The organism is Halomonas dongshanensis (assembly GCF_024790395.1).
GTDB classification, from domain to species: Bacteria; Pseudomonadota; Gammaproteobacteria; order Pseudomonadales; family Halomonadaceae; genus Vreelandella; species Vreelandella dongshanensis.
In genome coordinates this window covers 391,375-417,729 of record NZ_JAJISC010000004.1, presented here as the reverse complement: position 1 = coordinate 417,729, position 26,355 = coordinate 391,375, and the positions used below count along the sequence as shown (strand labels likewise).

Here is a 26,355-nt window from a genome sequence, read left to right as displayed (position 1 = left end):
CGGCTGCCGCGAGGCGATTATGGCTTAGTGGTCGATGGCCGCACCAGCCCCTTTCGGGTAGCGCACGCTTTCTACCAGCATCTGAATTTCCTTGGGCGGCGGCGCGGTAACGCGGGAGACCGCGAAGGCCACCGCGAAGTTGATCAGCGCACCGACAGCACCGAAGGAGAGCGGTGAGATACCGATGAACCAGTTCTCCGGCGTGTTGGGCAGCATGTTGGTGCCAGGAATGAAGAACCAGCCCAGGTAGGTGAAGATGTAGAGCAGGGTGGCGATCAGGCCCGCCAGCATGCCGCAGATCGCGCCTGCGCTGTTCATGCGAGTGGAGAAGATCCCCATCATCAGCACTGGGAAGAGCGATGCTGCGGCGATACCGAAGGCCAGGGCCACGGTTTGCGCTGCGAACCCAGGCGGGTTCAAACCAAGGTAAGTGGCCAGCAAGATGGCACCGCCCATGGAGATCCGCGCGGCGAGCATCTCTTTTTTCTCGCTGATGTTGGGGTTGATGGTGTTTTTGATCAGATCGTGACTGATGGCTGACGAGATAGCGAGCAGAAGCCCCGCTGCGGTCGAAAGCGCCGCTGCGATACCGCCCGCCGCGATCAGGCCCACCACCCAGCCGGGCAGATTGGCGATCTCGGGATTGGCGAGTACCAGAATGTCGTTGTTGACGGTCAGCTCGTTGCCCGCCCAGCCGCGCTCCTCGGCAGTGCCGGTGAAGCCAGGGTTGGCATCGTTGTAGAACTGGATACGGCCGTCGTCGTTCAGGTCGTTGAAGACGATCAAACCGGTGTCTTCCCAGGTGCGGAACCACTCGGGTCGATCTTCATAGAGAATCGGCTCGGCAGCGGCGTCTTCGTAGTTCTCGACCTGACCCGTGAGTTCGGGGTAGACCGTGGTCATCAGATTAAGCCGTGCCATGGAGGCGACCGCTGGAGCAGTGAGGTAGAGCAGGGCGATGAACACCAGCGCCCAGCCCGCCGACCAGCGCGCATCGGCCACTTTCGGTACGGTGAAAAAGCGGATGATGACGTGGGGAAGCCCGGCAGTACCGATCATCAGCGATAGGGTGAACAGCAGCATGTTGAGCTTGTTGTCCACGTCAGCGGTGTAGTCCTGGAAGCCCAGCGCTACCACCACGTCGTCCAGCTTCTGCAGTAGCGGCACGCCAGACTCCGAATGCGTGCTGAACATGCCGAACATCGGGATCGGGTTGCCGGTCAGTTGCATGGCGATGAACACGGCCGGAATGGTGTAGGCGACGATCAGGACGATGTACTGCGCCACCTGGGTGTAAGTGATGCCCTTCATGCCACCAAATACGGCATACAAGAAGACGATGCCCGCCGCGATCCAGATACCCCAAGTGCTGGGCACCTCGAGAAAGCGCGAGAAGGCAACGCCAGCACCGGTCATCTGGCCGATGACGTAGGTCACCGAGGCGATGATCAAGCATACGACGGCCACTATGCGAGCGGTACGGCTATAGAAGCGGTCGCCGATGAAGTCGGGGACGGTGAATTTACCGAACTTACGCAGGTAGGGCGCAAGCAGCATGGCGAGGATAACGAAGCCTCCGGTCCAGCCCATCAGGTAGGTGGAGTTGGCGTAGCCACCGGAGGCGATCAGTCCGGCCATGGAGATGAACGACGCCGCCGACATCCAGTCGGCGGCTGTCGCCATACCGTTGGTGATGGGGTGAACACCGCCCCCGGCAACATAGAAGTCCTTGGTGGAGCCCGCGCGTGCCCATATCGCGATGCCGATATAGAGCGCGAAGGAGGCGCCGACGAACAACAGGTTGATAGCAAACTGGCTCATGGACTTACTCTCCCAGGCCGAATTTCTTGTCGAGCTGATTCATTCTCCAGGCGTAGAAGAAGATCAGCACGATGAAGGTCAGAATCGATCCTTGCTGGGCGAACCAGAAGCCCAGATCAGTGCCTCCAACGGTGATGCTGGCCAGAAACGGTCGAAAGGCAATGGCGCAGCCGTAGGAAACGAAGGCCCAGACCGCTAGGCAGCCGATGATCAAACGGACGTTGGCACGCCAGTAGGCGGCGGCGTTGGGAGTTTCTTCGGTCATGGTGTCGCTCTCCAGTTGTTGTTTGGGTCGGAAAAATAAAGCGAGTGGGTCTGAAGTAAGATGAGCATTTGGCTACTGCCCGTTGATGCTGCGTCGTTAAGTAACGTTTATCTGGATTGCTCTTAACTTACGTTTATTGGTTTTTGGAGACGATGGGTTTTGATGGTTTTTATTCCTTTCCAGAGTGTTGGTTTAATAGTGGTAAATAAATGCTGAAAAGGAATCCCATACTTTGGTATTGATGAGTCTTTTTGACATATCCTTTCGTCGCGAGATATAGCCTTTGGTCGCGATGGATGATCATGGTGGTGAATTTTAAGTCACTGAAATGAAGGCGGGTAGTCAACTTTAGCCCAGTCCCTTTTGGATGCCATATGGCAACTGTGACGATGGTCTAAGTGTTGTGGGAAAGCGAAGGTTGCTAGGTTCTATAAAGCGACGCCTTAGCGCGTTTTTCAGTCTTTTGGTCTAACTGTTGGCTGCTTTTTTATTAGCGGCTTTTGTCTTATCGACTTTGGTCGCTTAGTAAAAAGGAGCCATCGATGGTCGAGCTGGATGCTGCCCAGTTGCCCTTTGCGCTGCTCGACGATGCCGGGCGCGATCAGCTCTGTCGAGGCCTTGATCTGGCCTACTTCGAACCGGGGGAAATCATCCTCGAAGCGGGGCAGGCGGGAGAAGCCGTTTTTCTCGTTCACCGTGGCGAGGTGGCCGAGCTCGATACCGCGCCCCAGGAGGCGGTGCGCATTGGCCACTACACCGAAGGCGATCTCTTCGGTGCCATCAGTATCATTAACGGTACCAGCCGCTATCGTTTCCAGGCCGAGCGGGAGTGCCTGTGTTATCTATTGCCTAAAGCCCTGTTTCAGCAGCTGTGCAAACACTACCCGGCGTTTCACGACTTCTTTCGTCAGTCGCTGGCGCACAAGGCTCAGCTGCTAACGCAAAAGCGCGCCGACGCGGGCGTCACCATGGCGGGTTTCATGCTGGCCAAGGTGGGCGAGTGCATGCGCGAACCCCTGGTGCTGGCGGCAACGGCCACCATCGAGCAAGCCGTTCGCCAGCTCAACGCGTGCCACGCCGATAGCCTGCTCGTCGAGGGCGACAGGCTGCCTGGCATGGTCACCAAGACCGATCTGCTCAATGCGCTGATCGAGCAGCGGCTCTCGGCAACGGTATCGCTTGGCCAGGTAGCCCAACCGGACTTGGTCACCGTTACCCCCCAGCAGTATCTGTTCGAGGCGCTGGTGCGCATGACCCGGCATCAGGTGGCGCGGGTAGTGGTCGTCGAGGCAGACAAGGTCGTGGGCGTGGTCGAGTTGACCGATGTGCTGAGCTACTTCTCCAGCCGTAGCTACGTAGTCAGCTTACAGCTTGAACAGGCGAGCGATCTCGATGCCTTGGCCGCTGCCAGCCAGCGTATGCCAGAGCTGGTCAGAGCGCTAATGGCCCAGGGCGTCAAGCTGCCTTTCGCCATGGACCTTCTGGCGGCGCTCAACGGCCGTATCGTCGAAAAAGCCTGGGCCTTTACCGTCGACAAACGTCACGACGATGACAGCTGCCTCGTAGTGATGGGCAGCGAAGGTCGCGGTGAACAGATCCTCAAGACCGACCAAGACAACGCGCTGATTCTCGACGATGGCGCGCAGTGGTCCAACATCGAGCAGGACATGGCGCGCCTCACCCAAACGCTAATCGCGTTGGGGTACCCACCGTGCCCCGGCAACATCATGGTCTCCAATCCTGAGTGGGTAGGTAGCGTGACGACCTGGAAAGGCAACATCGCCAAGTGGGCGAGCCTTCGCGACGGCGACAGCCTAATGAAACTCGCCATTTTGCTCGATGCCAGCGCCGTCGCGGGTCGAGCGGATCTTCTTGAGTGCGTGCGTGAGGAGCTTTTCGAGCGCTGCGCGCATGACGAGCTGCTGCTATCGCACTTTGCCCGGGCGGCGCTGCGCTTCTCGACGCCGCTGACGCTGTTTGGCTCGCTGAAAAAGCCCCAGCACGGCATCGATATCAAGAAGGGCGGCATTTTTCCCATCGTTCACGGCGTGCGTACCCTGGCGTTGGAGCGGCGTATCGCCGCCACGTCGACGCTGGCGCGGTTGGAGGCGCTGGCCGAGGATGGCCGCCTGAACCGACGCTTCGCCGATGACCTCGGTGAGGCGCTGGCGCTATTTGCCGAGCTGCGCCTACGCCAACAGCTCGCACGCTTGGAGGTGGGTGAGGAGGTCGCCGCGAGCAACCAGGTCGTGGTTCAGGAGCTCTCGTCACTGGAGCGCGACCTGCTGCGTGAGGCGCTTCATATCGTCAAGGATTTCAAACAGCGGCTCTCGCACCGCTATCACCTGGAGTACACCTGAGCTGTCGTACAGAACGTTTTTCGCTGCCAGGCGCCAAGGCGACCTACGCGATGCTTAGTAGTCGAAATTGATAGTTGGAATGAACAGTTGGAATGCGCAGTTGGAAATAGCGATGGCACAAGGAATCGTGCAGGAAATGACAAAGGGAATGAAATAGCATGCAGCGATGGATCGACCCCCTGCGCCGCGCCGTGCGGCGCGAGCGTGACAGACGCCGTACAGCCGCTACTCCATACGCCTGGCTCTTCCAGCCCTACTTGGGCGATGAGTGGGTAGCGCTGGCATGGCGCCTAGGCACTAACGCAACGCCCGTCTCCTCCACTACGCCTGCGGTAACGCTTGCGGCGATCATCGCGCGCGGGCAGCGCATCATGACCAGTCGTTCGTGGGTGGTGACGCTAACCGACGACGTAACGCCTGCGCCTTGCCCGATGCAGCGCCGCCATGAACTGCTCTACGCGCCGGATGCGGTCGTACCGGGGAACCGTTCGAGTTTTGCCACCCTTGCCGAATTCATCGGTAACCGCCCGCTGGTGGGGTGGCAGTTAGGGCAGGGGCTGGCGGCGTTGTCTCCGAGGCTTCGTCGCTCGCTGGGGTTCGAGCTGCCCAATGCGCGGGTGGATCTTGCCGCGCTGCATCAGCGCTATCTGCGGCGCTTACATCCGCACGTAGACGCCACTACTGATTTCACCACGGCGCTCGCATGCTGGCAGGTCGACGATGCGCCGTCATACGACCTGCGTCGAGAGGCCGTGGCAGCGGCGCTTTTGTACCTGTGCTTTCAGCGGCTATCGCGCCGCTAAGGCAGCTAGGCAGAGAGGTGAAAGAGGTGTGCAACGCGCGATGTACGGGGCTGGGAGTCGCCTTGGAGTATTGCTAGAATGGCGCCCTCTCCACCGATACCACCACGGGCAGCACTAATCATGCATCACCTCGACCACTTCGACCCCGCGGCGTCTGCGTCTTTCGCGGATGCCGCCGCCGCCGTCGCGCCCGACCTTGGCGATGCCAAACAGAAGCGCGAATTCAACAAGTTGCAAAAGCGTCTGCGGCGCGAGGTGGGCAATGCCATTATCGATTACCGGATGATCGACGAAGGCGACCGGGTCATGGTCTGCCTCTCCGGCGGCAAAGACAGCTACACCATGCTCGAAATCCTGCGCAACCTGCAGCGCAATGCACCGGTCAACTTTTCGCTGGTGGCGGTCAATCTGGATCAGAAACAGCCGGGATTTCCCGAGCATGTCCTGCCTGCCTATCTCGATGGCTTGGACGTCGAGTACCACATTCTCGAGCGCGATACCTACTCGGTGGTCAAGGAGAAGACCCCCGAAGGCAAGACTACCTGTGCGCTCTGCTCGCGCCTGCGTCGGGGCTCGCTCTACGGCTATGCCGAGGAGATTGGGGCGACCAAGATTGCGCTGGGGCACCACCGCGAAGACATCCTCGAAACGCTGTTTCTCAACATGTTCTTCGGCGGCACGCTCAAGGCCATGCCGCCCAAGCTGCTCTCCGACGACGGCAAGAACATCGTCATTCGCCCGCTGGCCTACTGTAAGGAGGCGGATATCGCCGAGTTCGCCCGGCTCATGGCGTTTCCCATCATTCCGTGCAATCTCTGTGGTTCGCAGCCTAACCTGCAGCGTCAGGTGGTCAAGGAGATGTTGGCGGAGTGGGACAAGAAGCATCCAGGACGGCTTGAGAGCATGTTCAAAGCGGTCAGTAACGTGGCGCCCTCACAGCTTGCCGACCGGGCGCTGTTCGACTTCGAAGGGCTCGAAGCCAAGCAGGCCGAGCTTCTGGCCAGTCGTATTCAGGCGTTCAACGTGTAGCGCCGAGTTCCTCCTCCTCGGCAAGGCGAGTCAACCGCTGCATGTCGAGGATATTGACTTCACGTCCCGAGACGGCCACCACCTCCTGGCCCTGAAAGCGGCTCAGGATACGGCTGACCGTCTCCACCGCGAGCCCCAGGTAGTTACCGATGTCGGCGCGGGCCATCGACAGCCGGAAGCTGTAAGGCGAGTAGCCGCGGCGGCGAAAGCGCTCTGAAAGGGTGAGCAGAAAGCTCGCCAGACGCTGGTCCGCCGTCTTGCGCGAGAGTAGACGCATCATGCGCCGATCATCGCGCAGCTCCTTGCTCATGCTGCGGTAAAGCTGGGTGCGCAGCTCAGGCAGCTCCTCGGAGAGGCTGTCTAGGCGGTCGAAGGGAATCTCGCACACGGTGGTGGTTTCTAGTGCCACCACGCTTCCCGGATAGCGCTCTTCATCGATACCGTCGAGCCCCACCAGCTCACTGGGCAGATAGAAGTTGGTCAACTGGTCACTGCCGTTGCCCTCGGTGGTGGTCTGCTTGAGGCTGCCCGAGCGTACCGCGTAAACGCTGGTGAACGTATCCCCCTGACGAAACAGCGGCTCACCCTTTTTCAGCGGCGCCCGCCTGCGGATGATCGCCTCGAAATGATCCATGTCTTCGAGCTCCAGCGCCAACGGCAAGCAGAGCGAACTCAGGCTACAGGTTTGACAGCGCGTCTCGTGAAGCAGGGAACGGCGGCTTACGGGTGAGGCCATGAACTCCTCCATCGGTGGGGTATCTCCTTGCATTATGTGGAAATCCTCAATGGCGAAACAAGCCATCGTCGCCCATGGTTACAACTTGCTACCAAAGTCACGTTAGACGATACGTGAATAGCGACGTGCTGCGTTGGGGGCGTCATGGGGTAGGCGTGCATCGAAGGCCATGGCCAGGTGGCGAATCAGAAGCCGCCCTCCCTGGGTAACGACGAGCGTGTCGCCTTGCCACTCGATGAGGCCGTCGCGCTCAGCGGGCGCAAGGCGTGCCAGCGCCGCTGCGAAATATGCTGGCGCGTCGATGCCAAAGCGCGCGCCTACGGCGGCCATGTCCAGGCGCATGTCGCACATTAATCGCTCGATGACGCTACGGCGGATGAGGTCGTCCTGGGTAAGGCGCAAGCCGCGCTGGGTAGGTAGGCTGCCCGCATCGAGGGCATCGGCGTAGCGCGTCATATCGGTCGGGTTCTGGGCGTAGACGTCGTCGATACGCGAGATGGCCGACACGCCAAGGCCCAGCAGGTCGCACTGGGCGTGGCTCGAATAGCCCTGGAAGTTACGCGTAAGCGTGCCTTGGCGTTGTGCCAGCGCCAGGCTGTCATCGGGGCGAGCGAAGTGGTCCATGCCGATATGCACATAGCCTGCGTCGGTGAGTAGGGCGATGGTGGCCTGCAGCATGGCGAGCTTTTCATCGGCACTAGGCAACTCGGCTTCCTGAATGCGCCGCTGGGGCGGAAAACGCTCGGGCATATGGGCGTAGTTGAACACCGAAAGCCTGGCCGGGTTGAGCTCGATGACCTGTTCGAGGGTTCGAGCGAAGCTTTGTGCGGTCTGGCGCGGTAGGCCGTAAATCAAATCGAGATTGAGCGAGCGAAAGCCCAGCCGGTGGGCCTCCTCCATCAGTGTTTCGGTCAGTTGGCGCGGCTGGACGCGGTTGATCGCTTGTTGCACCTGCGGATCTAGATCCTGCACCCCGAGACTCACCCGGTTGAATCCCAGCGACTGCAGGTGGCGCAAGGTGAACACGTCGGCCTCGCGGGGGTCGATCTCGATGGCGTAGTCGCGCTCGGGTGAGGAGGAGAGCCCGAAGCGGGCGTCGAGACGGTCGATCAAATCGCCCATCTGGGCGAGCGTGAGAAAGGTGGGTGTTCCACCGCCCCAGTGAAGCTGCTCGACCGGGCGAGACGTGTCCAGATGGCGCGCGGCCAGCACCATCTCGCGGTCGAGTCGGGAGAGATAGGGCTCGGCGAGGGCGGTGTTTTTAGTCGCGATCTTGTTGCAGCCGCAGTAGAAGCAGATCTTACGGCAGAAGGGCACGTGCACGTAGAGCGAGAGCGGGCGCCCGGAGGCATTGCTGCGCGCCAGCGCCTCGCTCAGCGCATCGGGGCCAAAACCTTCGTGAAACGCCAACGCCGTAGGGTAGGAGGTGTAGCGCGGGCCGCGAGTATCGTAGCGGCGTAGAAGCTCTGAGTCCCACACCGGTGAAGAGATAGCGGGTAACGCGACAGCGGGGGCGACCATGAGCAAACTCCGGAAATCGGCAACTAAGCGCCTTGGCGCAGTGCCGATCATGGTAGTGCGCAAGCGGTGCCGAAACGTTGTCCCAGATCAAACGCGCGGCCACCCCAGGTCGCTGACGGCTACGGGCGTTGTGCCGCCAGCGCTAGCGCAGGTCTTAGCGAGGTAGCGAAGAGCTGTCCGTGGCTCTGACTGGGGTAGGCCTGGAAGGTGATGTCCATGCCTTCTTCGGCCAGGCGGTTAACCAGCGCAAAGGTGGCTTCGCGGCCGGGTGGCGGCGTACTCACGGGCTCCTCGACCGGCGTCTCTGGGGCTTCGGCGCGTCCTCGGCCGACCAATATGCGGACGGTGGCCGCCGGGGCCTCGGCGGCATGAAAGCTTTTCGCGCGCTGGAGTAGAGCATCGTCTTCTCTGCCGACGGATGGATCACCGGCCACGTAGCGCTGGAACATGCGCGGCCGGGTGATCAGCGTATAGAGCGTGAACAAACCACCGAAGGAGTGGCCCCAAAGGGTCTGTCGCGTCGGGTCTAACTGAACGCGTGCCTCGATGGCCGGGCGGATGCTGTTCTGGATTACATCGAGGAAAAGATCGGCGCCGCCACCGGGGCGGCCACGGTACTCGATGTTGGTATCGACCGAGCCATCTGCGTTCAGAACGGGCGGAGTATAGTCGAAGGCGCGCGCCACGACGTCGTGACGTGAAGGCACCTCGTAGCCGATGCCGACCAGTACGGGCGGGTTGTCGGCGTAGAGTTCGGCCAGATCCTGGTCGCTTAGGGTATCCATCGCTGCGTTGCCATCGAGCATGTAGATGACCGGGTAGCCTTCGGGCGGCGCCGGTTTGCGCGGTACACCGAGATAGACGCGATAGTGGCGCTCGCCATCGAGAGAGTCGAACGTGAGGCGCTCGAAGGCGTAGTAATCGGAAGGCTCATCGGCCACCGTCGGACCGATAGGTTGGTCCCAACGTGGCCGCTGTGGGGGAGTAGAGGTCGGTGATGCCGGTTGGGCAACGCTAGCCGTGGGCAAACATATCGCCGCGAACGGCGTGCAGGCGGCCGCGAGTAGAAAGCGTCTTCGGAGCATGAGCAGATAGCGCCTAAATGATAGTGATAATTAGTCTCCTAAGTTAATGTGTGCTGCTGCCGAGAACAAGTGCTTTGTGTCCAGCAGGGCCACTAGCCAGCCTCAATGATGATGTTCATGTTCATGTTCATGTTCATGTTCGTGGTGAGGGGTATGTTCATGATGAGGCTGGTGCTCCTCTGTATGGTCCAGGCCGCCATGATGGTGGTGGCCGAAACCTCCTAGATGCGCGGCGACGCCCCATAGCTGCCATAGGGCGAACACAATGATGCCAATGGCCGCGATGCTGCGGGTGAGCGGATGACGAATCAAGCCCTGCAAGGTGCGCGCGGCGACGCCGGTCGCCAGCACGGCGGGTAGGGTGCCAAAACCGAAAGCACCCATCAGCCAAGCGCCCATTAATGGATCACTCACGGCCAGTGTCCACGCCAGCATGGCGTAGACCAGCCCGCAGGGAAGCCAGCCCCAGATCGCGCCCAGCGCCATCGCCTGGGGCACGCGCACTACCGGCATTAGCCGTCGCCCCAGCGGTTCCAGGTAGCGCCATAGGCGGCGTCCTAGCGCTTCGATGCGCACAAGCCCTCGCCACCAGTTGGCGATGTAGAGCGCCATGGCGATCAGCATCAGCGCTGCAAAGAGCTGCAAGCCGTAGCGCAGCGTGTCCGAGGTAGACACCATCGTGCCAAGCACACCCGCCAGCGCTCCCAGGCTCATATAACTCAGTATTCGCCCGACGTTGTAGCCGATGAGTAGCCCAGCCAAGCGCATAGGTTTGCGCATACTCGGCGGTACGGCGAAGGTCAGCGCGCTCATGATGCCGCCGCACATGCCGATGCAGTGGGCGCCGCCCAAAAGGCCGAACAGAAACGCCGCGACGAGCGGTGGAAAGTCGAGCGCGCTCGGGGTCATAGCGTAGTTTCCTGCGAGGAGACGCTGGCTTGCGGCCAAAGAGACGAACCCGGCTGGTAGGTAACCGGCCGCGAGAGCCGAAAGGCCAGGCGCCCCGTCGTGGTGAGCGCGACCAGCGTACTTAGCGCAAGGCCTGCCACGGCAGTGAGGGGAGACATCAGTCCGAAGGCGGCCAGCGGCAGCGCCATGGCGTGAAAAATGATCATGAAGCCTTGCTGCCGTCGCCTAGCACAGCGCGCGGCCTGCACCATCGCAAAGGCGCCGTTAAAGCGTTCGAGCGCGTGGCGCGAGGGTGGCACTATGGCACGCAGAGATCCCTTGTGCGCTTTCTCGGTCGCCTTGGCTGCGCGAGTAAACAGCAGCCCTCGCTGGCGCAGGGCGGCGTAGGCGATCGCATGCGAGGTTGCGCTACTTGGAAGCAAAAGCACGCCGCCAACGATCAGTACGGCAAGCGTGGACGCCAAAATATGCGCGGGGGCGATGACCCACCAGCCCAGCGCTGTCGCCAGCATACTCAGCCACACTACAGGTGCCCCCAGGTGCTGGCGCTGGCGCCTATGCACCGCCTTCCGTGCGTGGGCGATGGCGGCATCCAAAGCCGCAAGCTGGGTCTCTTTGTCTGTCGCGCTCACGCGCATCACCAGCGGCGCTTCCATGACACGGCTACCCGCCAGAATCGGTTCACCCGCTTTACCCATCACAGGGAGCCCTTCGCCGGTGAGCCGAGAGACATCGAGGCTCGATTCACCCCGCTCGATATAGCCGTCGGCGTGCACGACCTGGCCAGGCCGAAGGACGATCTGCATGCCGCGCTCAAGCTCATCGCAAGGCAAGACGCGTTCGCTGTCGTCATCGAGTAGCTGCGTGGCGGTGCAGGGGAGGGCTTTGCACGAAGTAGCGTAAAAGCCGCTGCGGCGGCGTAAAAGCGTATCGCCGCCCACGCCGAGTAGGAGCAGCGCGGTGAAAAGCGCGGCGGCGATAATGGCATTGGGGTCGCGAGTGAGGTAGGCGATCAGGTAGGCGCCGCCGAGGGAGAGCACGGCGGGCGCGTTTAGTCGCAGTATGTGAGTCAGGGCCCGGCGTGGGGGCTTACGCGTGGCGGTGTAGGGGAGCGCTGCGTAGCCAATGCCCGCAAGTGCCGCTAGCAGCGTCGAGAGCTTCGTGCGTGTTGGGTTCCAATCGAGGCGCAAGCGGTGGTGGCGAAGGTCGACGGCGCTGGCAACGACGCCGTCGATGGCGTTAAGACGGTGTTCGATCAGCCAGGCGCAGGCCGCACAGGTGATGTTGGCCACCTCCAGCGTCACGCGCCAATGCTCGCCTTCGTCGATGCGCTGGACAAAGCGCGCTTGGCGCTCTGGTGCATCGAACAGCGCCCAGGCCTTAGCGTGTTGGCGGCCGTCCTCGGGGCGCTCGGGCAGTGCCGTGCGCTCGGCGTAGTAGCGCGCAAGGCCCCCGGCGACGATAGCGTGTGCCACCGCCTCGCAGCCGGGGCAGCACAGCGGTTGGGCAGTGGCGTCGATCACGATGCGCCAGGGCGCACCGGCGGGAACCGGGTTGCCGCAGTGATAGCAAGTTGCCTGGGGGGAGGTCGTGCCTGGCGCCATGGGGCCTCTTGAATGCCGGGTTGAGAATGCGGCTAGCTCACGCCCGCCTGCTAAGCGTAGCAGAGCGCCAAGCTCGGTCGCTGGAGTGAAGGTCAGGCGCTATCAACGCAATAATACCAACGCAAGAATACCCCGCGCGTGCGCTTTTCGATTGACCCGTCGGGGAAGTTACGGCATGCTTCGTTCGCGCTGAAACGGCAGGGGCTTTACCCGTTGGCTTTTCATCGAGAGATGAGGTCGACAGGGGAGTAGGTTGGATGGCCACGGATGACGAAAGTTGTCTCCACTATGTTGACTTACAACCAAGTTTCTGTAGAATGCAGCGCCACGTGACCAGCGGGTGGTTAGCTCAGTTGGGAGAGCACCAGCCTTACAAGCTGGGGGTCACTGGTTCGAACCCAGTACCACCCACCATCGCTTCGGTGATATTGGCACGTAAATGCACGTCGCAGTACAGAGAAGTTGCAGTTGGGTTTTGCCTACAGCGGACCGGTAGTTCAGTTGGTTAGAATGCCGGCCTGTCACGCCGGAGGTCGCGGGTTCGAGTCCCGTCCGGTCCGCCATGCAGCACGCCTATCATTGTCGCTTTCTCGTCCTCATCGTTTAGTGGACCGGTAGTTCAGTTGGTTAGAATGCCGGCCTGTCACGCCGGAGGTCGCGGGTTCGAGTCCCGTCCGGTCCGCCACGATGACTACTGTGAGTTGACGTTATGTCGACATCCCGGGTGGTTAGCTCAGTTGGGAGAGCACCAGCCTTACAAGCTGGGGGTCACTGGTTCGAACCCAGTACCACCCACCATTCAAGCCCTTGAACGAGCTCTTGAATGGTTTAGCAAGACGCTTATGTAGCGGACCGGTAGTTCAGTTGGTTAGAATGCCGGCCTGTCACGCCGGAGGTCGCGGGTTCGAGTCCCGTCCGGTCCGCCATGAAGCGCAGCGAATTCCAAAACCCCGGATCATTGATCCGGGGTTTTTTGCATCTGGGGAATTTATCTCCAGCAAAACGCGGGCCTAGCCCACGCTCGCCACGCCCGCTTTGGCGATCTGCACGTCCTGTTCCGGCTTGACGCCGGAGACGCCCACCGCCGCAATCACCTGACCATCGACGATGACCGGAACGCCGCCGGACATCAGCCCCTGCAGTGGCGCGGTAACGAAGGCCGTGCGGCCATTGTTGATCATCTCTTCGAACACCTGCGTCTCCTTACGGCCCACGGCGGCGTTGCGCGCTTTGTGAGAGGCAACCTCGGCTGAAAACGGCCCGGCGCCATCGAGGCGGCGCAGGCCCAACAGATGGCCGCCATCATCGGTGACGGCAATGGTCACGGCCCAGCCGTTGGCGTCGGCTTCGCGCTGGGCGGCGTCGAGAATCTGCTGCGTATCCTGCTGAGAAAGAATCGCTTTAGTCTGCATGGTAGCTCCTGTGCTGTACGTCTTGTTGCTGGTTATTGTTACTGGTTTTAGGTAGTGGCTCTTGCTAACGAGTCTTACTGCTAGGGCATGTTAACGCCTGAAGAATGCTTTACAAGGACGTGCCATCAGGACGCCAAGGCCTCATCGACGATCTCGATCCAGTGGCGTACCGGCGTTCGGTTGGCGCTCGCCAAGTGGGTTTGACAGCCGATGTTGGCGGTGACGATCTGCTCCGGGCTGCCCGCCTCCAGTGCGTCGAGCTTGTTGTCGCGCAGCTGGGTGGCAAGCGCGGGTTGGGTGATGGCGTAGGTGCCCGCCGAGCCGCAGCATAAATGGGCATCTTGTACAGGCGTCAGCGTAAAGCCTAGCCGAGTGAGCACGCCCTCGACCGCTCCGCCAAGCTTCTGTGCATGCTGTAGTGTGCAGGGGCAGTGAAACGCTAGGCGTTGGGTGGCGTGAATGTTCAACTCGTCGAGGGGCTCCTCGCGTAGCACCTCGACGATGTCCTTGGCCAGCGAAGCGATGCGTTGCGCCTTCTCAGCGTAGTCGGGGTCGTCCTTTAGCATGTCACCATACTCCTTGACGAAGGCGCCACAGCCGCTCGCGGTCTGAACGATGGCCTCGATGCCGCGTTCGACGTGGGGCCACCAGGCATCGATATTGGCGCGCATGCGGGCTCGCCCGGCCTCCTGGGCGTTGAGGTGAAAGTCGATAGCACCGCAGCAGCCCGCCTCGCTGACCGTGATAACGCCGATATGCAGGCGATCGAGCAGGCGCGCCGTGGCAGCGTTGGTGTTGGGCGAAAGCCCTGGCTGTACGCAGCCTTCGAGCATCAGCACTTGGCGCGCGTGGCGGCTAGGGTCGGGGCGAGCGCCGGCATCGACGGGTTTCGTCGGCATCTTGCTGCGCAGTTTACCCGGCACCAAGGGGCGAAACGTCTGGCCCAGCTTGAGCAGCGCGGCGAATCGTTTAGGCTCTACCAGCATCTTGCGCAGCGCTAGACGCTGAGCGCGTTCGGGCGCCGAGCGGGGTACGCGACGCTCGATTTCGGCGCGGCCGATGTCGAGCAGCTTATGGTATTCGACCCCCGAGGGGCAGGTGGTTTCGCAGTTGCGACAGGTTAGGCAGCGGTCGAGGTGAAGACGCGTCTCGGCGGTGATGTCATTAGCGTCATCGCGGCTTTCAAGCAGCTCCTTCATGAGATAAATGCGTCCGCGTGGGCCGTCGCGTTCATCGCCCAGTAGCTGATAGGTGGGGCAGGTGGCGTTACAAAAACCGCAGTGCACGCAGCTGCGTAGGATGCGTTCGGCTTCCTGGATATGCGGCTGCTGGCGATCCGCTGGCGTAAAGTGCGTTTGCATGTCGGCTCTCCTAAGTCAACGCGCCGGATAGCGTCAAAGCGCCGGATAGAGGCGGCCAGGGTTGAAGATGCCGTGGGCATCCAGCGTTGCCTTCACATTGGCGTGGTACTTGGCCACCACCGGGTCAAGCGGCGTGAAGGGGGCAATGCTGGGCGCTGCCCGGCGGAAGCAGGTGGCGTGCCCGCCCGCCTGGACACAAGCGGCGCGTAGAGATACGGCATCCTGCGTGGTCTTGAGCCAGCGTTGGCTGCCACCCCAGTCGTAGAGTTGCGCACTATCATCGGCGTCGAGCGCAAGCGGCGGCGTGTTGGGCGGCAGCGACAGCCGCCACAGCGATTCACTCGGCTGCAGCGTAAAGAAATCCAAACGCTGGTCGCGCAGCGCCGTCCAGAAGTCATCTTCGAGAGCGTCCCCGCCGAGTCGCTCGCAGGTCGCGGCTACCGAACTTTGCCCGCCCTCGAGGCGCAAGAAGAGCTCGGACGCGTACCAAGCCGCTGCGGTGATCGGTAGTGGCTCGCGGCCGAGCGCGGCGAGTGTCTTGAGCGCCTCATCGAGCGGCATCGCCAGGCGCAAGCTATGGCGCGCCGTGGGAATCGGTAACACCTTGAAGGAGACGTCGGCGATGACGCCCAGCGTTCCCTGAGCGCCGACCATCAAGCGCGAGACGTCATAGCCCGCCACGTTCTTCATCACCTCGCCGCCGAAGCGTAGAAGCTTTCCTTCCTGGGTGATCACGCGGGTGCCGAGAACGAAATCGCGCACCGCACCGGCCCACGGCCGCCGTGGGCCGGAGAGCCCGGTTGCCACAGCGCCGCCAACCGTGCTGCCTGGGCCAAACCGGGGCGGCTCGAAGGGCAGCATCTGGCGATTCTCGGCCAGGGTATGTTCCAGCGCCTCGAGCGGGGTACCCGCGCGCACGGTGACGATGAGCTCTACCGGGTCGTAGTGGACGATACCGCGATGCTCGGCAAGGCTGAGCGGCGCGCCTTCCACGGCGTTACCGTAAAACGCGCGCGTGTCGCCACCAACGATACGCAGCGGCGTGCGCTGCTCGAAGGCGTGGCGCACCTGGTCGCATAGCGCTTCACCGATGTCGTTATCCTGGGGTGTCATAAAATCCGTCATGGTCGCTATCTTTGTCGTTGCCTTTCAGAGCGCGAAGCCGCTTAGAAGCGCGGCAGCTCCGGGTGGGGCAAGTCGTTGTTATGTACGTGCATGGCGCCGAATTCAGCGCAGCGCGCCAGCGTCGGAATGTTTTTGCCTGGGTTGAGCAGGCGCTGAGCGTCGAAGGCCGCCTTGACGTTATGGAAAAAGGTCAGCTCGTCGGCCTGGAACTGGCTGCACATCTGATTGATCTTCTCGCGGCCGACGCCGTGTTCGCCGGTGATCGAGCCGCCTGCCGCCACGCAGAGTTCGAGAATCTTGCCGCCGACCTCCTCGGCCAGCGCCAACTCACCCTCCTTGTTGGCATCGAAGAGGATCAGCGGGTGCATGTTGCCATCGCCCGCGTGGAAGACGTTGGCGACCAGCAGGCCGCTCTGCTCGGAGAGCTCGGCAATACCCTTGAGTACGCGCGGCAGCTCGCGGCGGGGAATGGTGCCATCCATGCAGTAGTAGTCCGGCGACATGCGCCCAACGGCGGGGAAGGCATTCTTGCGCCCGGCCCAGAAGATGGCGCGTTCGGCGTCGTCGCGCGCCTGCTGGATCTTGACTGCGCCTGCGTGGGTGAGTACCTCGCGTACCGTCGCGCAGTCATCGTCGACGTCTGCCTCCACGCCGTCGAGTTCGCACAATAAAATCGCCTCGACGTCGAGGGGGTAGCCCGCGTGGAGGAAATCCTCGGCGGCCTTGATCGCTAATCGGTCCATCATCTCGAGCCCGCCTGGGATGATCCCGGCGGCGATGATATCGCCCACGGCGCGCCCGGCTTTTTCGATGTCATCGAAGCTCGCCATCAGCACCTTGGCGGTTTCGGGTTTGGGCAGTAGCTTGACGGTGATCTCGGTAACCACGCCGAGCATGCCCTCGGAGCCGGTGAATAGCGCAAGCAGATCGAAGCCGGGGGCGTCGAGTGCTTCAGAGCCCAGCGTCATGCGCTCGCCTTCGATGGTCAGGATGTCGACGCGCAGCACGTTATGGACGGTGAGGCCATACTTCAAACAGTGCACGCCCCCGGCGTTCTCAGCCACGTTGCCACCGATCGAACAGGCGATTTGGGAGGAGGGGTCGGGAGCGTAGTAGAGGCCGTAGGGCGCTGCTGCCTCGGAAATCGCCAGATTGCGTACTCCCGGCTGGACCCGCGCCAGACGCGCATCGGGGTCGACCGTGAGAATCTTGTTGAAGCGTGACATCACCAGCAGCACGCCCTGCTCAAGCGGTAGGGCGCCACCGGAGAGGCCAGTGCCTGCGCCGCGAGTCACCACCGGTACGCCGAGCGCGAAGCAGCACTTGAGCAGCGCTTCGACCTGATCGAGGTTTTCCGGCAGCGCCACCAGCATGGGCAGCACCCGGTAAGCGGAGAGGCCGTCGCACTCGAAGGGGCGCAGGTCCTCCTCGCGGTAGAGCAGCGTCAGCGTAGGGGCGGCGTGCTGAAGTGCGTTAAGCACCTCGCGCTTGTCGCGGCGTGTTAGCTCACCGTCGAGGCGCTCATCGAACAGGATATTCATGCCAGTATCCTTGGTTGCCAGTCACTGAGTTCTTTGTCATTGGTCTAGTTAATGGGCCGTGCTTGCTGCGTAGCCTGTCGTGGGCTTTTATCGGCCATTCCTTGCCCTTTCAAGGGCGAGGTGTGATTTCAATCTGTCGCCTTTTTGCACCCGTGTCCAGCCTGTGGTGCAATGGTCAGACCAGTCATTAGTCGAACAAAAAAGGAAATAAGACGATGCAGCAGCCGGGAGACAAAACGCTCATTCAGCGTACGCCGGACACCGTGGCGACACGCCTGGAGTGTTTGATTTTGGACGGCGTCTTTCGCCCTGGGCAACTGCTGCCTTCCGAGCGGCGGCTCTGTGAGCGGCTCGAGGTCTCGCGCGCGTCGCTACGCGAAGGGCTGCGGATTTTGCGCAGTAAAGGGATGATCGACACCCGACAAGGCCACGGCTCCACCGTAGCGGCGCTGCTTCCTAGCGTGGCTCAAGGCCCGCTGATGCATCTGTTCAAGGACCATCCGCGCACTCTGTTCGATCTGCTCGAAGTGCGTGCCCTGCTCGAAGGCGAGTCGGCGAGCCTGGCCGCGTCGCGCGGCACCTCGGCGGATAGGGTCATGATCACGCGCCGCTACACGGAGCTTGCAAGCTACGTCGAGCAGGCAGAAAGCATCGACGTAGAGCGGCTGGCAAGGCTCGATCACGCCTTCCATTTGGCCATCTCCCAGGCCTCGCACAACCCCATTTTGGTCCACACCCTGCAGAGCTTAACGGATCTGCTACTTAGCTCGGTCTTCGCTTCGGTCAAGCACCTCTACCATCGCCCCGAGTCGCGCGCCACGATCAACCGCCAACACAAGAAACTGCACGATGCGGTCGTGCGCGGCGATGCCCCGCAGGCGCGCCGCGTTGCCCTGGAACACCTGAGCATCATTACCGCCCAGTTCAAGGAGCTCGAAGCCGAAGACCAGCGGCTAGAGCGCTCATCGATGCGTTTGGAAGAGTGGGAATAATGGCGCCTAGGAATTCGCGGCTTCAGGTTCGTCGTCGAAGGCGACCACACCTTCGAGCGTAGCAAGATCGAGCTTATTGCATAGGTGGTCGCGCAGTATTTGCCCCAGGCGATGACTGTCGCGCTGTTCAAGGGCGGTGATCATGGCCTCGTGATCTTTCACTGCGTGCGCCCAGAATTTTTCCGTCATCTTCTTTGAGTAGCGCACGCGCTTTACGCGCTGGCTCAGGTTGCTGTACATCTCCTGCAGCACCTCGTTGTCCGATGCTGCGAGAATGCTTTCGTGGATCTGTCGGTTGGCCTTGAAATAGGCTGCCAAATCGCGCTCTTGGTAATACCCCATCATGCGATCGTGGAGCGCGCGAATGGCGCTGAGCTCGGTATCGCTAATGCGCTGGCAGGCAAGCTCGCCGGAGAGCCCCTCGAGTGCTGCCATAAGATCGTAGGTATCCTTGATTTTCTTGACCGTCAACTTGACCACGCGGGCACCGCGGTTGGGCAAGAGTTCGATTAGCCCCTCCGCTGCCAGAACCTTGAGCGCCTCACGCAGGGGGGTACGGGAAACGCCGAAGCGCTCGCAAAGCTGCTTTTCGGAAATGCGCTCCCCCGGTGCAAGCTCACCATGCTCGATTAGATCACCGACGCGATCGGCCACCTCGCGATAGAGATTACGCTGAAGAATCTTGGTCATGGCCCTGCTCCTTGCAAGGCGGCGAGGCTTGCCTTTAGCGAACCGAAAAGCCTCTGCCGCTGCCGTCTGATGGTGGCGATTGTAGAGATGATCTGTAAAAGTAATTATGAATGCAAATTTAGCGAATAGGCATTCGGGCTGTTTTCAACGATTTTAGAAAATAATTTCAAAAGGAGACTCTCATGGCGGGAGCGGTATACAAGTGTCAGGTTCAGGTGCATCGCACTCAGGCGCGGCGAATCGTCGAAGGCGCTTTTCTCAAGGCGCGAAAGATGGGGGTTCCACCCTTGACCCTGGTGGTGCTCGATGGTGGTGGCCATCCCGTTGTCTGCGAGCGCGAGGATGGCTGTGCGCCGCTGCGCTTTCCCGTGGCTCAGGGTAAGGCCATGGCAGCACTGGGTATTGGCGTGGCGAGCGGAGTGACTGGCGCGCGTAACGCCGAGCGCCCCGCCTTTTTGGCCAGCGTAGCGGCCGCCGCCCAGGGCGTTTTCGTGCCCGTGGCAGGTGGCGTACCGATACTCGATGGTAGCGGTTACGTCATTGGTGCGGTCGGCGTTAGCGGCGCCTCGTCCGATGAGGATGAGCAAGTCGCCATCAGCGGCATCGAGGCCGCTGGGCTCGGTTGGGGGCTAGAGCCCGACTAAACCACGCAACTCATCGACAGTAAAAGGCAGGTGCTTGATGCATCTGCCTTTTTTTATCGCGCTACGAAAGTTTAATACCTAATTTTGTATTTTGAATTCAATTTGTAGTCACGCGGATCGTGCGTTTGCCCAAAAATCGCCTCGCTTAGTCAGGCTGGATTTGGTCGAGGCATCGATCCGCTGGGTGCCATCGGGTACCACGCCACGATGGTGATGCGAACAACAACAAGGTTCACCAGGAGTGCACAATGAAAATGATCAAGACGGCGATTTCCGCCGCGATCGTGACGCTTGCTCTGCAGGCTGCCAACGCCAGCGCCGAGATCGAAGTGCGGCTGGGCCATGTCGGTGGCCCTGGCTCACTGTTCGAAATTACCGCCAACCGCTTTGCCGAATTGGCCAACGAGCGCCTAGAGGGCGTGGCCGAAGTCAATGTCTACGGCAACAGCCAGCTAGGTGGTGACGAATCGATGATGCGGCGCCTGCGCCTTGGCAGCCTCGATTTGACCATCCCCTCGACGGTGATGAGCTCCGAAGACGAGCGCTTTGCTCTATTCGAAATGCCCTATCTCATCGCGGACCGCGAACACATGCAGCGGGTGCGCGACGAGGTCGTGCGTGGCCCGCTCTACGAGGCGGCCGAAGCGCGCGGATTCAAGATCATTGGGGTGTGGGAGAACGGCTTTCGCCAGATCACCAACAACGTGCGTCCCATCAACGTTCCCGCTGATCTAGAGGGTATCAAGCTGCGCACTCCGAGCGGCGTTTGGCGGATCGAGATGTTCCGCAGCTACGGCGCCGCGCCCTCACCGATGTCGCTCTCCGAGGTCTTCGTGGCGCTGCAAACTGGGGCCATGGATGGGCAGGAGAACCCCTTGATCCAGACCTACTCCTCGCGGCTGCAAGAAGTACAGGAGTATCTCTCGCTCTCCAATCACGTCTACACCCCGGCGTATCTGACCGCTGGCGCTAGCTGGAGCCGTCTACCCGAAGAGGTGCGGACGGTGCTCGAAGAGGTCGCCATCGAAGTCGAAGATTACGCGCTGGAGCAGGGGCAGCGCCTCGACGAAGAGGTGCTCGAGCTCATGCGGGAAGCGGGTATGGAGGTCAACGAGGTCGATTTCGATGCCTTCGTCGATGCTTCCCAGCCGATCTATGACAAGTTCTCGAACGATGTGGAGAGCGGTCAAGAGCTACTCGATGCCGTGGCGGCGCTGCGCCAGTAGTCACGCATCCGCCAGGCGCGTCCTGCGATGCGCCTGCGGCAACCGGAGACGTCAATGAGTGCAATGACGAAGTTCAAGAACGCCTACTTCGCCTTTCTCGAAGGCATCGTGGTGATCCTGGTGATCGCGCTGGCGGGGGTGGTGACGGTGGGGTTCATCTCCCGCACGATCGGCTCGCCGCTGAGCTGGTACGACGAGCTTGCCGCCGTCCTGCTCGCGTGGGTGACCTACTACGGCGCCGCGCTGGCCGCAGCCAAAGGGGCGCACATTACCTGCCCAAGCGTGCTCAACATGTGCCCACCCGCCATTCGTGTGCCTGTGGCACTGCTGGCCGAGGCGATCACCATCGGCTTTTTCATCTTCCTCGGGCTTGCGAGTTATCAGGTCATGCTGATTTTGGAGGGCGTGAGCATGATCAGTTTGCCCGCCATCTCGATGCAGGTGACGCAGTCGGCCATTCCCGTGGCATCGGTGCTGTTCATCATCGCCGAGCTTTTACGCCTGCCTGATGTGTTGCGCAGCGCACGAGGCCGGGGGTTCATCGACCACGAACTGGAAGAGGCCGGTCTCGACGCCGAAGACGTCGACGCCGTCAGCACGCCACGAGGCTAGGGGGAGCCATGATCATACTCTATATCTTTCTGGCGCTGATCGCGCTGATCCTGATCAACGTGCCGGTTGCCGTGGCGCTGGCGCTGGTGGGGACGATCGCGACCTTCATGACCTACGGCAGCATGGCGATGCCGACGGTAGGTATGACGATGTTCGAGGGGGCCACCAATTTCCCCTTGATCGCCATTCCGCTGTTCATCCTGGCCGGGGCGATCATGAACGCATCGAGCATCTCGCGGCGGCTGATCGATCTGGCCATGGCCATGGTGGGCTTCATCAAGGGCGGCCTTTCCATGGTGACCATCGGTGCCTCGGTCTTCTTTGCCGAGATATCCGGCTCTTCGGTGGCGGGGGTCTCGGCCATCGGCAGTATCCTGATTCCTGCCATGCGCAAGAAGGGCTACTCCAAAGAGTTCGCCGCCTCGATCTCTTCCTCGGCGGCGAGCTTGGCGATCATCCTGCCGCCTTCGATCCCGATGATCCTATACGCGGTGATGTCGGGTGAGTCGGTGGTGCAAATGTTCGTCGCAGGGATCTTCCCGGGGCTGCTCGGTGCGCTGGGGCTCGCCTGTATGTGCTACTACCTGGCGGGCAAATATAACTTCCCTGCCGAAGGGCGCTTTCAGGCATCGAAACTGTGGACGGCATTCAAGGAGGCGATTTGGGCGCTGCTTATCCCGGTGATCATTCTGGGCGGTATTTTCGGTGGCTTCGTCACGGCCACCGAAGGGGCGGCTCTTGCGGTGTGCGTAGCGATCTTCATCAGTAGCGTGGTGTATCGCGAGTTCACCGTGCGCACCTTCATCGATTCGTGCAAGAGCGCTGGCGTGCAAACGGCGGTGGTGATGCTGCTGGTGGCGGCCTCCGCCGTGGTGGGGGGCTATCTGACCGAAACGCGTATTCCCCAGGCCATCGCCATGCAGATCAGCGACTGGACCAGCAACAAGTACGTGATCCTGGCGCTATTGAACATCATCTTCCTGATTCTCGGCATCTTCCTGCATTCGGCAGCGGCGATCATCCTGGTCGTGCCCATCGTGCTGCCCTTGGTGCTCGAAGTGGGTATCGATCCGCTGCACTTTGGTTTGATCGTCACCCTCAACTTGGCCATTGGTCAGCAGACACCGCCGGTGGCCAGCGTGTTGATTGCCTCGTGCTCCATCGCCAAAGCGGATATTTGGGCCACCTCGAAGACCAACCTTTGGTTCATTGCCGTGCTGTTCGCGATCTTGATGATCAATACCTATATCCCTGCCTTCGCCCTGGCGTTGGTCAACTTCATCTACGGCTAATAGGACACGAGGAGACATGCCATGAGTGGCTCAACGCCAGAGGCATCGACGCAGAGTGTGATCGTCGAGGTGCGTGACGGGGTGGCCTGGCTCGGCTTCAACCGGCCGCAAAGCCGCAACGCCATGACCTGGGAGATGTACGACGCGCTCGAACGCCACTGCGAAGCGCTAGAGCAAAACGATGCGGTGCATGCCTTGGTGCTGCACGGCGTTGGCGGCGAGGCCTTCGTTGCGGGGACCGATATCGGCCAGTTTGGCGACTTTACGCAACCCGAAGATGCCCTCGGTTACGAGCGTCGCATCGATCGTATCGTGGGGCGGCTCGAGGCGTTTACCAAGCCCAGCATCGCGCTGCTCGAAGGCGCGTGCGTAGGCGGTGGCGCGGCGCTGGCGCTGGTGTGCGATTTTCGCTACGCAACACCCAGCCTCAAGTTTGGCGTACCGATCGCCAAGACGTTGGGTAATACGCTGTCGATCACCAACGTTTCACGGCTGATCGACATGGTCGGCATCGCGCGCACCAAAGAGGCGTTGATGCTGGCGCGCCTGTTCGACGCCGAAACGGCAAAGAGTACGGGGCTAGTCAACGCGGTCGTTCCCTCCGAGCAGATCTACGCCGAGGTGGCGACGCTTGCGGCATCGCTGGGGCGCTTTGCTCCGCTGACGCTCAAAGCCAGCAAGGCGTTGATCATGCGTACCCAGCAAGTGCGACGCCCGGAGGCCGCTCTCAGCGACGACTGGATCGAGACCTGCTACATGAGTGACGACTTCGCGGCTGCAGTCGACAAGTTCGTCAACAAGACACCCTTCAACTGGACGGGGCGGTAAGGCCCGCGTCAACGAGGAGGTAGAGGCATGCTGCCCTTACAAGCAATCAAGATTCTCGACGTTTCACAAATCATGGCGGGGCCTTACTGCACCATGGTGCTGGCCGATATGGGCGCCGAGGTCATCAAAGTGGAAAAACTCAATGGCGGCGACGATAGCCGCCAGATGGGGCCTTACGTCAATGGCGAGTCGACCTGCTTTTCTCAGATCAACCGCAACAAGAAAAGCATTTCGCTCAATCTCAAGGAGGAGCGCGCCAAAGCGATCTTCTACCGCTTGGCCGAAGAGGCGGATGTCATCGTCGAGAACTACCGACCTGGCGTGACGGCGTCACTCGGCATCGACTACGACACCATCAAGGCCATCAACCCTGGGATCGTCTACTGCTCCATCTCGGGATATGGGCAGACTGGGCCCTACCGCCATAAGGGTGGCTTCGACCTAGTTGCTCAGGGCATGACGGGCTTGATGTCGATGACCGGCGAAGTAGGGCGGCGTCCGCTAAAAACCGGGATCGCCGTCTACGATATCGGCGCCGGCATCACGGCGGCTTACTCGATCCTGGCCGCCTACATCCACAAGATGAAAACGGGCGAGGGCCAGCATATCGACATTGCCATCACCGAGTGTGGCCTGCCTTGGTTCACCTGGGAGGCGGCTGCCTACTTCGCCGAAGGCCGGGTGCCTGCCCCTACCGGCTGGCGCCATCGCGTCTCGGCACCCTATCAGGCGGTCAAGGCGCGCGATGGCTATTTGATGCTCGGCTGCGCCAACCAGCGTACCTGGGAGCGCTTTTGCACAGACGTGCTCGAACGCCCAGCGCTGATGGAGGATGCACGCTTTTTGACCAATCACGATCGTGGCCAGCATGTCGATGAGCTCGAGGCGCTGCTCGAAACGCTGATGGCCGATACCGATGTCGATGAGTGGCTGGCGCGCTGCGACCGTGCTGGCGTACCCGCCGGACCGATCAACGACTTCGCCGAGGCTATGGCCGATGAACACTATCTAGCGCGCGACATGGTGCTGGATATGGAACACCCGGTGATCGGGCCAATGAAGACGCTGGGTTTTCCCAGCAAGCTATCGCGCACGCCCGCTTCGATTCGCTCGCCCGCCCCGCTGTTCGGGCAGCATACCGATGAAGTCCTGGCGACCCTCGGGTTTGAGCGCGATGACATCGATGCGCTGCGTGAGGCGGGCTGCATCAAATGATGTTTTGCTGCCATAAATTGAATTCATTATTCAAATAAAAGGAATGACACCATGCTGAAACTCGACTTTCACCCATCCGGCCGCCACTTCCTGCAGATTCCCGGCCCTTCGCCGGTGCCGGATCGTATTCTGCGTGCCATGAGCCTACCCACCATCGATCACCGTGGCCCCGAATTTGGCGCGCTCGGACGTGAACTGCTGACCAAGGTACAGAAGGTGTTCAAGACCGAACATCCGGTGATCATCTATCCCGCATCGGGTACCGGCGCCTGGGAGGCGGCGTTGGCCAATACGCTCTCGCCGGGCGATTGCGTACTGATGTTCGAAACCGGCCACTTCGCCACGCTGTGGCAGAAGATGGCCAGGCGGCTGGGGCTCGAACCCGAGTTCATCGGTCTACCCGGCTATGAGGGCTGGCGTCACGGGGTGCAGGCCGAGATGATCGAAGCGCGGCTGAAAGAGGATGGCGACCATGCCATCAAGGCGGTCTGTGTGGTGCATAACGAAACGTCCACAGGAGTGACCAGCGATATCGCTTCCGTGCGCCGCGCCATCGATGCTGCAGGCCATCCTGCACTTTTGATCGTCGATACCATCTCGGGTCTGGCCAGTGCCGACTATCGGCATGACGAATGGGGCGTGGACGTCACCGTATCGGGCTCACAGAAAGGGTTGATGCTGCCACCCGGCATCAGCTTCAACGCGCTCTCACCCAAGGCGATCAAGGTTAGCCGCGAGGCCAAGCTGCCCAAGAGCTTCTGGGCCTGGGACGAAATTCTCGAGGCCAACCAGAACGGTTACTGGCCCTACACCCCCAGCACCAACTTGCTCTACGGCCTCAACGAGGCGCTGGACATGCTGTTGGAAGAGGGGCTCGAGCATGTTTTTGCTCGCCATCAGCGCTGGGCGGCGGGCGTGCGCTGTGCGGTTGACGCCTGGGGGCTCGAAATCCAGTGCCAGACGCCCGAACTCTACTCGCCGGTATTGACCGGAGTGGTGCTGCCCGAGGGGGTGGACGCCGATGTGGTACGCAAGATCATCTATGAACGCTTCGATCTCTCCCTCGGCATGGGGCTAGGCAAGGCCAAGGGCAAGATGTTCCGTATCGGCCACCTGGGCGACTGCAACGACCTCACCCTGATTGCCACCTTGGGTGGCTGCGAGGCTGGAATGAAGCTGGCGGGGGTCCCCCTTGCGGGAAGCGGCGTGACCGCAGCGCTCGAGTATTTCGCCGAGCATCCTCTCGATGGGACACGCGATCCAAAGGCGTGACAAGCGCGCCTA

The 26,355-nt window shown here is 61.3% G+C and carries 23 protein-coding genes and 5 tRNA genes; 16 read left to right on the top strand and 12 right to left on the bottom strand.

Annotation, left to right across the window (positions count from 1 at the left end; all coding sequences use genetic code 11):
* Positions 1-24: 24 nt before the first annotated feature.
* Together LLY24_RS11010 and LLY24_RS11005 are read right to left on the bottom strand one after the other, a co-directional pair.
* Positions 25-1,821: a sodium:solute symporter family protein gene (locus LLY24_RS11010; RefSeq protein ID WP_259036333.1), complete on the bottom strand. Its 1,797-nt coding sequence runs from the start codon at positions 1,819-1,821 to the stop codon at positions 25-27.
* Positions 1,822-1,825: 4 nt separating this feature from the next.
* Complete coding sequence (locus LLY24_RS11005; RefSeq protein ID WP_259036332.1) at positions 1,826-2,086, bottom strand: DUF4212 domain-containing protein; 261 nt, start codon at positions 2,084-2,086, stop codon at positions 1,826-1,828.
* A gap of 542 nt (positions 2,087-2,628) precedes the next feature.
* On the opposite strand from LLY24_RS11005, the gene LLY24_RS11000 reads away from it, so the two are divergent.
* The 3 genes from LLY24_RS11000 (at position 2,629) to ttcA (ending at position 6,278) form a co-directional block, all read left to right on the top strand.
* On the top strand, positions 2,629-4,446 hold the full coding sequence (locus LLY24_RS11000) for a putative nucleotidyltransferase substrate binding domain-containing protein (RefSeq protein WP_259036331.1): 1,818 nt from the start codon (positions 2,629-2,631) through the stop codon (positions 4,444-4,446).
* 158 nt (positions 4,447-4,604) lie between these two features.
* On the top strand, positions 4,605-5,249 hold the full coding sequence (locus LLY24_RS10995; RefSeq protein WP_259036330.1) for a 3'-5' exonuclease family protein: 645 nt from the start codon (positions 4,605-4,607) through the stop codon (positions 5,247-5,249).
* A 120-nt stretch (positions 5,250-5,369) separates the two neighbouring features.
* Entirely contained in the window at positions 5,370-6,278 is a 909-nt protein-coding gene (gene ttcA, locus LLY24_RS10990; RefSeq protein WP_259036329.1) for a tRNA 2-thiocytidine(32) synthetase TtcA, read from the top strand.
* Here ttcA and fnr read toward each other — a convergent pair.
* From fnr to LLY24_RS10965, 5 genes are all read right to left on the bottom strand, one after another.
* Positions 6,268-7,014 (bottom strand): fumarate/nitrate reduction transcriptional regulator Fnr, encoded by a 747-nt coding sequence (gene fnr / locus LLY24_RS10985; protein ID WP_259036375.1) that lies wholly within the window; start codon positions 7,012-7,014, stop codon positions 6,268-6,270. The genes ttcA and fnr overlap by 11 nt on opposite strands.
* A 102-nt stretch (positions 7,015-7,116) precedes the next feature.
* Positions 7,117-8,535, bottom strand: a complete 1,419-nt coding sequence (gene hemN, locus LLY24_RS10980; protein ID WP_259036328.1) for an oxygen-independent coproporphyrinogen III oxidase — start codon at positions 8,533-8,535, stop codon at positions 7,117-7,119.
* Between the two features lie 119 nt (positions 8,536-8,654).
* Positions 8,655-9,620 (bottom strand): alpha/beta hydrolase, encoded by a 966-nt coding sequence (locus LLY24_RS10975; protein WP_259036327.1) that lies wholly within the window; start codon positions 9,618-9,620, stop codon positions 8,655-8,657.
* Positions 9,621-9,722: 102 nt separating this feature from the next.
* Positions 9,723-10,529 carry a sulfite exporter TauE/SafE family protein gene (locus tag LLY24_RS10970; RefSeq protein WP_259036326.1) on the bottom strand — a complete coding sequence of 269 codons (807 nt, stop codon included), beginning with the start codon at positions 10,527-10,529 and terminating at the stop codon, positions 9,723-9,725.
* Positions 10,526-12,133, bottom strand: a complete 1,608-nt coding sequence (locus LLY24_RS10965; protein WP_259036325.1) for a heavy metal translocating P-type ATPase metal-binding domain-containing protein — start codon at positions 12,131-12,133, stop codon at positions 10,526-10,528. The genes LLY24_RS10970 and LLY24_RS10965 overlap by 4 nt, the downstream gene beginning before the upstream one ends.
* A 338-nt stretch (positions 12,134-12,471) precedes the next feature.
* On the opposite strand from LLY24_RS10965, the gene LLY24_RS10960 reads away from it, so the two are divergent.
* The 5 genes from LLY24_RS10960 (at position 12,472) to LLY24_RS10940 (ending at position 13,059) form a co-directional block, all read left to right on the top strand.
* Positions 12,472-12,547: transfer RNA gene (locus LLY24_RS10960), tRNA-Val, on the top strand.
* A 72-nt stretch (positions 12,548-12,619) separates the two neighbouring features.
* Positions 12,620-12,696, top strand: a tRNA-Asp gene (locus LLY24_RS10955).
* Between the two features lie 45 nt (positions 12,697-12,741).
* Positions 12,742-12,818 (top strand) — tRNA-Asp (locus LLY24_RS10950).
* Positions 12,819-12,855: 37 nt separating this feature from the next.
* A tRNA-Val gene (locus LLY24_RS10945) sits at positions 12,856-12,931 on the top strand.
* A gap of 51 nt (positions 12,932-12,982) precedes the next feature.
* A tRNA-Asp gene (locus LLY24_RS10940) sits at positions 12,983-13,059 on the top strand.
* Between the two features lie 84 nt (positions 13,060-13,143).
* On the opposite strand, the gene LLY24_RS10935 is transcribed toward LLY24_RS10940, so the two are convergent.
* From LLY24_RS10935 to glcD, 4 genes are all read right to left on the bottom strand, one after another.
* Positions 13,144-13,545 (bottom strand): heme-binding protein, encoded by a 402-nt coding sequence (locus tag LLY24_RS10935; RefSeq protein ID WP_259036324.1) that lies wholly within the window; start codon positions 13,543-13,545, stop codon positions 13,144-13,146.
* A gap of 125 nt (positions 13,546-13,670) precedes the next feature.
* Complete coding sequence (gene glcF, locus LLY24_RS10930) at positions 13,671-14,906, bottom strand: glycolate oxidase subunit GlcF (protein ID WP_259036323.1); 1,236 nt, start codon at positions 14,904-14,906, stop codon at positions 13,671-13,673.
* Between the two features lie 33 nt (positions 14,907-14,939).
* Entirely contained in the window at positions 14,940-16,031 is a 1,092-nt protein-coding gene (gene glcE, locus LLY24_RS10925; RefSeq protein ID WP_259036322.1) for a glycolate oxidase subunit GlcE, read from the bottom strand.
* Between the two features lie 41 nt (positions 16,032-16,072).
* Entirely contained in the window at positions 16,073-17,572 is a 1,500-nt protein-coding gene (gene glcD / locus LLY24_RS10920; protein WP_259036321.1) for a glycolate oxidase subunit GlcD, read from the bottom strand.
* A gap of 215 nt (positions 17,573-17,787) precedes the next feature.
* Here glcD and glcC point away from each other — a divergent pair, with 215 nt between their 5' ends.
* Positions 17,788-18,564 carry a transcriptional regulator GlcC gene (gene glcC, locus LLY24_RS10915; RefSeq protein WP_259036320.1) on the top strand — a complete coding sequence of 259 codons (777 nt, stop codon included), beginning with the start codon at positions 17,788-17,790 and terminating at the stop codon, positions 18,562-18,564.
* 6 nt (positions 18,565-18,570) lie between these two features.
* Here glcC and LLY24_RS10910 read toward each other — a convergent pair whose 3' ends face one another.
* A complete protein-coding gene (locus tag LLY24_RS10910; protein ID WP_259036319.1) occupies positions 18,571-19,254 on the bottom strand; it encodes a GntR family transcriptional regulator in 684 nt (227 codons plus the stop codon).
* Positions 19,255-19,436: 182 nt separating this feature from the next.
* Between LLY24_RS10910 and LLY24_RS10905 the strand changes: the two genes are divergently transcribed.
* The 7 genes from LLY24_RS10905 to LLY24_RS10875 all read left to right on the top strand — a co-directional run bounded on the left by LLY24_RS10905 (position 19,437) and on the right by LLY24_RS10875 (position 26,343).
* The gene (locus LLY24_RS10905) at positions 19,437-19,898 is read left to right on the top strand and encodes a GlcG/HbpS family heme-binding protein (protein WP_259036318.1); all 462 of its coding nucleotides are present in this window, start codon (positions 19,437-19,439) and stop codon (positions 19,896-19,898) included.
* 248 nt (positions 19,899-20,146) lie between these two features.
* Entirely contained in the window at positions 20,147-21,124 is a 978-nt protein-coding gene (locus LLY24_RS10900) for a TRAP transporter substrate-binding protein (RefSeq protein WP_259036317.1), read from the top strand.
* Positions 21,125-21,178: 54 nt separating this feature from the next.
* On the top strand, positions 21,179-21,736 hold the full coding sequence (locus LLY24_RS10895) for a TRAP transporter small permease (protein WP_259036316.1): 558 nt from the start codon (positions 21,179-21,181) through the stop codon (positions 21,734-21,736).
* Positions 21,737-21,744: 8 nt separating this feature from the next.
* Positions 21,745-23,028: a TRAP transporter large permease gene (locus LLY24_RS10890; protein WP_259036315.1), complete on the top strand. Its 1,284-nt coding sequence runs from the start codon at positions 21,745-21,747 to the stop codon at positions 23,026-23,028.
* Positions 23,029-23,049: 21 nt separating this feature from the next.
* Positions 23,050-23,856, top strand: coding sequence for an enoyl-CoA hydratase/isomerase family protein (locus LLY24_RS10885; RefSeq protein WP_259036314.1), 807 nt, complete (start codon positions 23,050-23,052; stop codon positions 23,854-23,856).
* Positions 23,857-23,883: 27 nt separating this feature from the next.
* Entirely contained in the window at positions 23,884-25,071 is a 1,188-nt protein-coding gene (locus LLY24_RS10880; protein ID WP_259036313.1) for a CaiB/BaiF CoA transferase family protein, read from the top strand.
* 51 nt (positions 25,072-25,122) lie between these two features.
* Positions 25,123-26,343 (top strand): pyridoxal-phosphate-dependent aminotransferase family protein, encoded by a 1,221-nt coding sequence (locus tag LLY24_RS10875; RefSeq protein ID WP_259036312.1) that lies wholly within the window; start codon positions 25,123-25,125, stop codon positions 26,341-26,343.
* Positions 26,344-26,355: the final 12 nt, after the last annotated feature.